Annotated in this window: 7 protein-coding genes and 1 pseudogene; 1 reads left to right on the forward strand and 7 read right to left on the reverse strand. The window is 65.3% G+C overall.

Annotation, left to right across the window (positions count from 1 at the left end):
- The 3 genes and pseudogenes from A6723_RS32545 to A6723_RS30575 all read right to left on the reverse strand — a co-directional run.
- Positions 1–147, reverse strand: a pseudogene (locus A6723_RS32545) (catechol 1,2-dioxygenase); the annotation flags it as partial.
- Between the two features lie 47 nt (positions 148–194).
- Positions 195–485 (reverse strand): muconolactone Delta-isomerase, encoded by a 291-nt coding sequence (catC, locus tag A6723_RS30570; protein WP_017519458.1) that lies wholly within the window; start codon positions 483–485, stop codon positions 195–197.
- Positions 486–527: 42 nt separating this feature from the next.
- Positions 528–1,649 (reverse strand): muconate cycloisomerase family protein, encoded by a 1,122-nt coding sequence (locus A6723_RS30575; RefSeq protein WP_054907659.1) that lies wholly within the window; start codon positions 1,647–1,649, stop codon positions 528–530.
- A 148-nt stretch (positions 1,650–1,797) separates the two neighbouring features.
- Between A6723_RS30575 and A6723_RS30580 the strand changes: the two genes are divergently transcribed.
- Entirely contained in the window at positions 1,798–2,670 is an 873-nt protein-coding gene (locus tag A6723_RS30580; protein ID WP_054907660.1) for a LysR family transcriptional regulator, read from the forward strand.
- An 18-nt stretch (positions 2,671–2,688) separates the two neighbouring features.
- Here the strand turns inward: A6723_RS30580 and A6723_RS30585 are convergent, their stop codons facing one another.
- The 4 genes from A6723_RS30585 to benA all read right to left on the reverse strand — a co-directional run bounded on the left by A6723_RS30585 (position 2,689) and on the right by benA (position 6,538).
- Complete coding sequence (locus A6723_RS30585; protein ID WP_054907661.1) at positions 2,689–3,462, reverse strand: 1,6-dihydroxycyclohexa-2,4-diene-1-carboxylate dehydrogenase; 774 nt, start codon at positions 3,460–3,462, stop codon at positions 2,689–2,691.
- A 131-nt stretch (positions 3,463–3,593) separates the two neighbouring features.
- Positions 3,594–4,607: a benzoate 1,2-dioxygenase electron transfer component BenC gene (gene benC, locus A6723_RS30590; RefSeq protein WP_054907662.1), complete on the reverse strand. Its 1,014-nt coding sequence runs from the start codon at positions 4,605–4,607 to the stop codon at positions 3,594–3,596.
- A gap of 78 nt (positions 4,608–4,685) precedes the next feature.
- Positions 4,686–5,171, reverse strand: coding sequence for a benzoate 1,2-dioxygenase small subunit (benB, locus tag A6723_RS30595; RefSeq protein WP_054907663.1), 486 nt, complete (start codon positions 5,169–5,171; stop codon positions 4,686–4,688).
- Complete coding sequence (gene benA / locus A6723_RS30600) at positions 5,171–6,538, reverse strand: benzoate 1,2-dioxygenase large subunit (protein WP_054907664.1); 1,368 nt, start codon at positions 6,536–6,538, stop codon at positions 5,171–5,173. Before benA ends, benB begins: the two co-directional genes overlap by 1 nt.
- Positions 6,539–6,832 lie beyond the last annotated feature (294 nt).

The raw sequence follows: 6,832 nt of genomic DNA on the forward strand, positions 1-6,832 counted from the left end.
GCTCATGTCTTCGATGAGCTTCTCGGTGTCCTGCAGGATGCGCATGACGATTTTCTTCACGCGCGGGTTGCCGGCATCGTTCAGGGCGCCGCTGGCTTCTTCGAAGAAGGTCTGGATATCGGCAGTCTGGGAAATCTTCACGGTCATGGTGCGATCCTCAAGTCTTGTTCTTGTTGAGTCGTACAGAGCGACTGTCAGCGGTCGTCGGAATGGATCGAGGACGGATGGCGGCAGAGCCCGTCGACCTCGATGTCCATGTAGGGGAACAGCGGCAGCTGCATCAGGGTGTCGTGCAGCTCCTCGACACTGGCGAGGTCGAACACGCTGTAGTTGGCGTAGTGCCCGGCGATGCGCCAGAGGTGGCGCCACTTGCCCTCGCGCTGCAGGCGCTGGGCCAGTTCCTTCTCGTCGGCCTTGAGCTGGGCGGCCTTGGCCGGGTCCATGTCGACGGGCAATTTCACGGTCATCTTCACGTGGAACAGCATCGGGTCATCTCCTCTATCGGGCAGTCGGGAACAGGTTGAAAGTCAGGTGCGGCGGAAGCGCGCCAGGCGCTCTTCGTCCAGGGTCAGGCCCAGGCCGGGCGTGCGCGGCACGTGCAACTGGAAGTCGCGGTACACCGGCGCCTCGGTAACTATTTCCTCGGTGAGCAGCAGCGGGCCGAACAGCTCGGTGGCCCAGGTGAGCTTTTCCAGGGTGATGAAGGCGTGGGCCGAGGCCAGGGTGCCGACCGCGCCTTCGAGCATGGTCCCGCCGTACAGCGCGATACCCGCCGCCTCCGCAATCTGCGCGGTACGCAGCACGGCGCGCGGGCCGCCGTTCTTGGCGATCTTCAGGGCGAAGATGCTGGCTGCGCCGTCAGCGGCGAGACTGAAGGCGTCGGCGACGCTCTCGATGGATTCGTCGGCCATGATCGGCGCCGGGCTGCGCTGGTTCAGGCGCACCTGGCCGCTGCGGTTGATGCGCGAGATGGGCTGTTCGATCAGGTCGATGCCGTTCTCGCCGAGCACCTGGCAGCCGCGGATGGCCTGGGATTCATCCCAACCCTGGTTGACGTCCACGCGCACGCTGGCGCGCTCGCCCAGGGCCTTCTTGATCGCCACCACGTGCTTGAGGTCCTGCTCCAGCGGGTTGGCGCCGATCTTCAGCTTGAAGATGCGGTGGCGGCAGATCTCCAGCATCTGTTCGGCTTCGGCGATGTCGCGGGCGGTGTCGCCGGAGGCCAGGGTCCAGGCCACTTCCAGGCTGTCGCGCACACGGCCGCCGAGCAACTCGCTGACCGGCAGGCCCAGGCGCTTGCCCTGGGCGTCCAGCAGCGCGCTCTCGATGCCGGAGCGGGCGAAGGTGTTGCCCTTGATCGACTTGTCCAAGCGCTGCATGCAAGCGTTGATGTTGCTCGCGTCCTGGCCCTGGAGCAGCGGCGCGAAGTGCGCGTCGATGTTGGCCTTGATGCTTTCCGGGCTCTCGTTGCCGTAGGCCAGGCCACCGATGGTAGTGGCTTCGCCGATGCCTTCGACGCCGTCGGAGCAGCGCAGGCGGATGATCACCAGCGTCTGCCGCTGCATGGTGTGCATGGCCAGCTTGTGCGGGCGGATGGTCGGCAGGTCGACGATGATCGACTCGATGCGTTCGATGACGGGGCTACTCATGGACGGCGTTCCGTTCTGCTATTTCTGAAGTGGCCGGGCTGCCAGCTGGCGATACCCGGAGGGTCTTTTCGCGATTCAAAAAGGATTGCGCCGGGGCCTGCGGCCAGTCCAATATCGATGCCGTCTGGTTGCATACCCTGGAGGTATCATGGAGCTGCGACACCTGCGCTACTTCCGCGAAGTGGCCGGCACCCTCAACTTCACCCGTGCCGCCGAGCGCCTGCACATCGCCCAGCCGCCGCTGAGCCGGCAGATCCAGCAGCTCGAGGAGCTGCTCGGCGTACCCTTGCTGGAACGCGGCCGGCCGCTGCGCCTGACCGACGCCGGGCGCTACTTCCACGAGCAGACCGGCACCCTGCTGGCGCAGCTGGAGGGCATCTGCGAAAGCACCCGGCGCATCGGCCTGGGCGAGCGCCAGTGGTTCGGCATCGGTTTCGCGCCGTCGACGCTGTACGACGGCCTGCCCGAGCTGATCCGCGAGCTGCGCAGCGATGCCGGGCTGGAGTTGGGTTTGCAGGAAATGACCACGGTGCAGCAGGTCGAGGCGCTGAAAAGCGGGCGCATCGACATCGGCTTCGGGCGCATCCGCATCGACGACCCGGCGATCAGCCAGATCGTCCTGCGTGAGGAGCCGATGGTCGCCGTGCTGCCCGCCGGACACCGTCTGCTGGGTCACCCAGTGAGCCTGGAGCAACTGGCCGGCGAGGACTTCGTGCTCTACCCCGCCAACCCACGCCCCAGCTACGCCGACCATGTGCTGGCGCTGTTCGCCAATCACGGCCTGAGCGTGCGGGTTGCGCAGTGGACCAACGAATTGCAGACCGCCATCGGCCTGGTCGCTGCCGGCCTTGGTGTGGCGCTGGTGCCGGCGTCGGTGCAACAACAGCACCGTGCCGATATCGGCTACGCCACGCTGACCGATGCCGAGGCAGTCTCGCCGATCATCCTCAGCCTGCGCCGGGGCGATGTCAGCGCACCGCTGCAACGCTGCCTGCAGCTGATCGGCGCGAAACTGCCGTGAGCGGAGCATGGCGGCGCCTCAGCCCAGGTCGCCGCCACCCACCGGCAGGGTCACGCCGGTGATGTAGCTGGCTTCGTCGGAGGCGAGGAAGAGAATCGCCCCCACCTGCTCGTCGATAGTCCCGTAGCGCTTCATCAGGCTGCTGCTGACGGTCTGGTCGACGATCTGCTGGTACCAGGTTTTCTCTGCTTCGCTCTGCTGTGCCGCATTGCGCGGGATGCGCCGGGGCGGCGCCTCGGTGCCGCCGGGCGCGGTGGCATTCACCCGCACGCCGCGCTCGGCGGTCTCGAAGGCCAGGCAGGCGGTCAGCGCGTTAACCCCGCCTTTCGCCGCGCCGTAGGGCACGCGGTTCACCCCACGGGTGGCGATAGACGAGACGTTGACGATGGCGCCCGCACCCTGCTCCAGCATCGGCACCAGCGCCGCGCGGCAGCACCACAGGGTGGGGAACAGCGAGCGGCGCACCTCGGCTTCGATCTCCTCTTCGGCGTAGTGCTCGAAGGGTTTCGCCCAAATGGTGCCACCGACGTTGTTGACCAGGATGTCGAGGCGGCCGAAGCGTTCGAGTGCCTGATCGACCACGCCCTGGCAGTCGGCAAAGCGCTCCAGGTCCGCGGTCAGGGTGAGGATTTCTCCGTGCTGGCCGAGGGCGTCCTGCAGTTCGTGGACGATCTCGGAGCGGTCCACGGCGATGACCTTCGCGCCCTCTTCCACCAGTCGTTCGGCGACGCGACGGCCGATGCCCTGGGCGGCGCCGGTGACGAGGGCGATCTTGTTGTTGAATCTTTTCATGGTGACCTCATGGCACTGAGGCGAGCACAACCTGTAGGAGCGCGCTTGCTCGCGAACCAAAGCCCCGCTGCGAAGCTGTTCGCGAGCAAGCTCGCTCCTACGAAGAGCCGCCCCGCGTTGGTTGTCGAGAATCAGGCAGCGCTGGCGGCGAACTTCTCGTAGTAGAAATTCGCCGGAGTGATGCCCTGTTCTCGGATGTACTGGCTGACCGCCTCGACCATCGGCGGCGGCCCGCAGAGGTAGATGTCCACTTCGCCATCGTTCAGGTGCGCCGGCGTGATGTGCTGGGTGACATAGCCCTTGCGCGGGTAGCTGCTCTGGGGGCTGGCCACGCAGGCGCTCCAGGTGAAGTTGGGAATGCGCGAGGCGAAGGCTTCCAGGCGATCCAGCTCCACCAGGTCGAAGTCATGGGTGACGCCGTAGATCAGGTGCAGCGGATACTCGCTGCCACGCTCGGCGATCTGCTCCAGCATCGCGGTGAAGGGCGCCAGGCCAGTGCCGCCGGCCAGCAGAAGCAGCGGCCGCTTGATCTCGCGCAGGTAGAAGCTGCCCAGCGGACCGGCCAGGGTCATGCTGTCGCCGGCTTTAGCCAATCCGGTGAGGAAGCTGCTCATCAGCCCGCCCGGCACATTGCGGATCAGGAAGCTCACCTCGCCATCCTTCTGCAGCGAGCTGAAGGAGTAGGCGCGGCTCTGTTCGCTGCCCGGCACCTGCAGGTTGACGTACTGCCCCGGCAGGAAGGCGAGCCTGCTCAGCGACTCGCCCCGGATCGACAACGCGATGGTGCTTTCGGACAGTTGGCGCACGGCACTGATGCTGGCCTCGAAGCTGGCCTGGGCGGTCTTGCAGACTTGCGACGATGCCGGCACGCGCACCACGCAATCGCTTTGCGCACGCATCTGGCAGGTGAGCACATAGCCCTTCTCGACTTCGTCCTCGGTCAGGGCATCTTCGATGTATTCCTGGCCCAGGTCGTAGCGGCCGGTCTCGGCGAAGCACTTGCAAGTGCCGCAGGCGCCGTCGCGGCAATCCAGCGGGATGTTGATGCCCTGGCGGTAGGCCGCATCGGCCACGGTTTCGTTGGGGCTGGCGTCGATGAAGCGGGTAACGCCGTCTTCGAAGTTGAGGGCGATCTTGTGGTTCATGGCGTGCACCTCGGAGCCGCGCAGGCGATGTCACGCGCGGCGAGTCCACGCGCGCGACGAACAGCCTGAGCCGGCAAATCAGATGTGGTAGATGTCGATGACCTGCCGGACGTAATCGTTCTTCAGCACGACCTTCTTGGCCTTCACCAGCGGCTGCTCGCCAAGCACGTCGAGCGTGTAGAAGCTGGTGCCGAAGTAGCTGTCGACGGTCTTGTAGCGGAAGCTCAGGGTGTGCCAGTTGAAACGCACCTGGCACAGGCCATCCGCCTCGCTCAGCACCTCGATGTTGCTGAGGTTGTGCGAGGTGCGGGTATCGGGCAGGGTCGCGCTGGAACGCTCGGTCCTGATGCGGAACACGCGGTCTTCCAGGCCGCCACGGCTGCCGTACCAGATCAGCGAGATTTCCCGCTGCGGGTCTTCGGTGAGCTGGTCGCGGTCGTCCCAGGAAGGCATCCAGAAGGAGGCGTCGGCGGCGTACAGCTCCAGCCAGGCGTCCCAGTCCTTGTCGTCGAGGTAGCGCGCTTCGCGGTAGAGGAAATCGCGCACGGTTTCGTAGCGGCTCATCACACGCCCTCCTCTTTCAGTGCGATGCGATTGGCCTGCTCGATGGCCAGCGCGTCGATCATGGTCTGCTGCCAGTACTGGTGCTGCAGCACGAACAGGCCTTCATCCTCGGTGCGCACCCCGGACAGCGCCGGCGCCAGATCGATTTCCCGTGCGGCCTCGTCCGCGCCCTCGATCCAGTGCTTCGCTCCGCGCGACATGTCGTTCCAGCCACCCGCACTGCCCTGGTAGGCCTGCTGGCAGGAACGGAATTCCTCCAGATCGTCCGGCGTGGCCATGCCGCTGACGTTGAAGAAGTCCTCGTACTGGCGGATGCGCTGGGCGCGCGCCTCGCTGCTCTCACCCTTGGGCGCGATGCAGTAGATGGTGATCTCGGTGCGGTTGACGTCAATGGGCCGGGCGATGCGGATCTGCGAGCTGAACTGGTCCATCAGGTAGACGTTGGGGTACAGGCAGAGGTTGCGCGAGTTCTCGATCATCCAGTCGGCGCGGGCACGGCCGTGGTCGCGGGCCAGCTCGTCGCGGCGCTCGAAGGCCGGGCGCGCCTCGGGGTTGGCCCAGCGGCTCCAGAGCAGCAGGTGGCCGTGGTCGAAGGAGTAGAAACCGCCACCATGCTTGGCCCAGCCACCGGCGCTCATGGTCTTCACTTCCTCGCCGGCTTCACGCTGCTGACGCTGGCTCTGCGTGGCAGCGTAGTTCCAGTGTACGGAACTGACGTGATAGCCGTCGGCGCCGTTCTCGGCGGTGAGTTTCCAGTTGCCTTCGTAGATGTAGCTGCTCGATCCGCGCAGCACTTCCAGGCCTTCGGGGGACTGGTCGACGATCATGTCGATGATCTTCGCTGACTCGCCCAGATGCTCCACCAGCGCCTTGACGTCGGCCTTCAGGCTGCCGAAAAGGAAGCCACGGTAGGACTCGAAGCGCGCGACCTTCGTCAGGTCGTGGGAGCCTTCGCAGTTGAAGCCTTCCGGGTAGCCGGCCTCGGCCGGGTCCTTGACCTTGAGCAGCTTGCCGGAGTTGTTGAAGGTCCAGCCGTGGAACGGGCAGGTGTAGCTGGAGCGGTTGCCGGATTTGTGCCGGCAGAGCATGGCGCCCTTGTGGCTGCAGGCGTTGAGGAAGGCATTGAGCACGCCGTCCTTGTTGCGCGCGATGAAGATCGACTGGCGACCGATCATGGTCGTCAGGAAGTCATTCTTCTCGGGGATCTGGCTTTCATGGGCGAGGTAGACCCAGTTGCCTTCGAAGATGTGGGTCATCTCCAGGTCGAACAGGCGCGGGTCGGTGAACATTTCCCGGCGGCAGCGGTAGACGCCCTTCGCGGGGTCTTCCTCAAGCAGTGAACGCAAGTAGTCGATACCCAGGGACATGGCCAGGGCCTCCGTTGTTATTGTTCAGGCAGGCTCAGGTTAGGGCTGGGTACGCGGGGGCAATATCCGCTTTGTGCAGAGTGCTATCCGTTTTGTGCAGGCGTGCTGGTGAGCGGATGCCCTTGATTTGTGGCACGGGATTCGCGAGCAAACTCGCTCCTACAGGCTGGGGCTGCCTCTGTGTGCTCTTGAGGGCTTCCAGAGCGACTTCCGGGCACTCCGAACGGCCCCGTTCAGGAGGCCTCGTTGAAGCGCAGTTTCAGGGGTTGAGCGACCTGGATGTCGCGAGAGCCG

Source organism: Pseudomonas sp. AU11447, assembly GCF_001672555.2.
GTDB lineage: Bacteria > Pseudomonadota > Gammaproteobacteria > Pseudomonadales > Pseudomonadaceae > Pseudomonas > Pseudomonas nitroreducens.

Bases quoted from the DNA above. Each gene is read 5' to 3' on its own strand.
- benA (WP_054907664.1), bottom strand. From the start codon at position 6,538: ATGTCCCTGGGTATCGACTACTTGCGTTCACTGCTTGAGGAAGACCCC.
- benB (WP_054907663.1), bottom strand. From the start codon at position 5,171: ATGAGCCGCTACGAAACCGTGCGCGATTTCCTCTACCGCGAAGCGCGC.
- A6723_RS30585 (WP_054907661.1), bottom strand. From the start codon at position 3,462: ATGAAAAGATTCAACAACAAGATCGCCCTCGTCACCGGCGCCGCCCAG.
- catC (WP_017519458.1), bottom strand. From the start codon at position 485: ATGCTGTTCCACGTGAAGATGACCGTGAAATTGCCCGTCGACATGGAC.
- A6723_RS30575 (WP_054907659.1), bottom strand. From the start codon at position 1,649: ATGAGTAGCCCCGTCATCGAACGCATCGAGTCGATCATCGTCGACCTG.
- A6723_RS30580 (WP_054907660.1), top strand. From the start codon at position 1,798: ATGGAGCTGCGACACCTGCGCTACTTCCGCGAAGTGGCCGGCACCCTC.
- benC (WP_054907662.1), bottom strand. From the start codon at position 4,607: ATGAACCACAAGATCGCCCTCAACTTCGAAGACGGCGTTACCCGCTTC.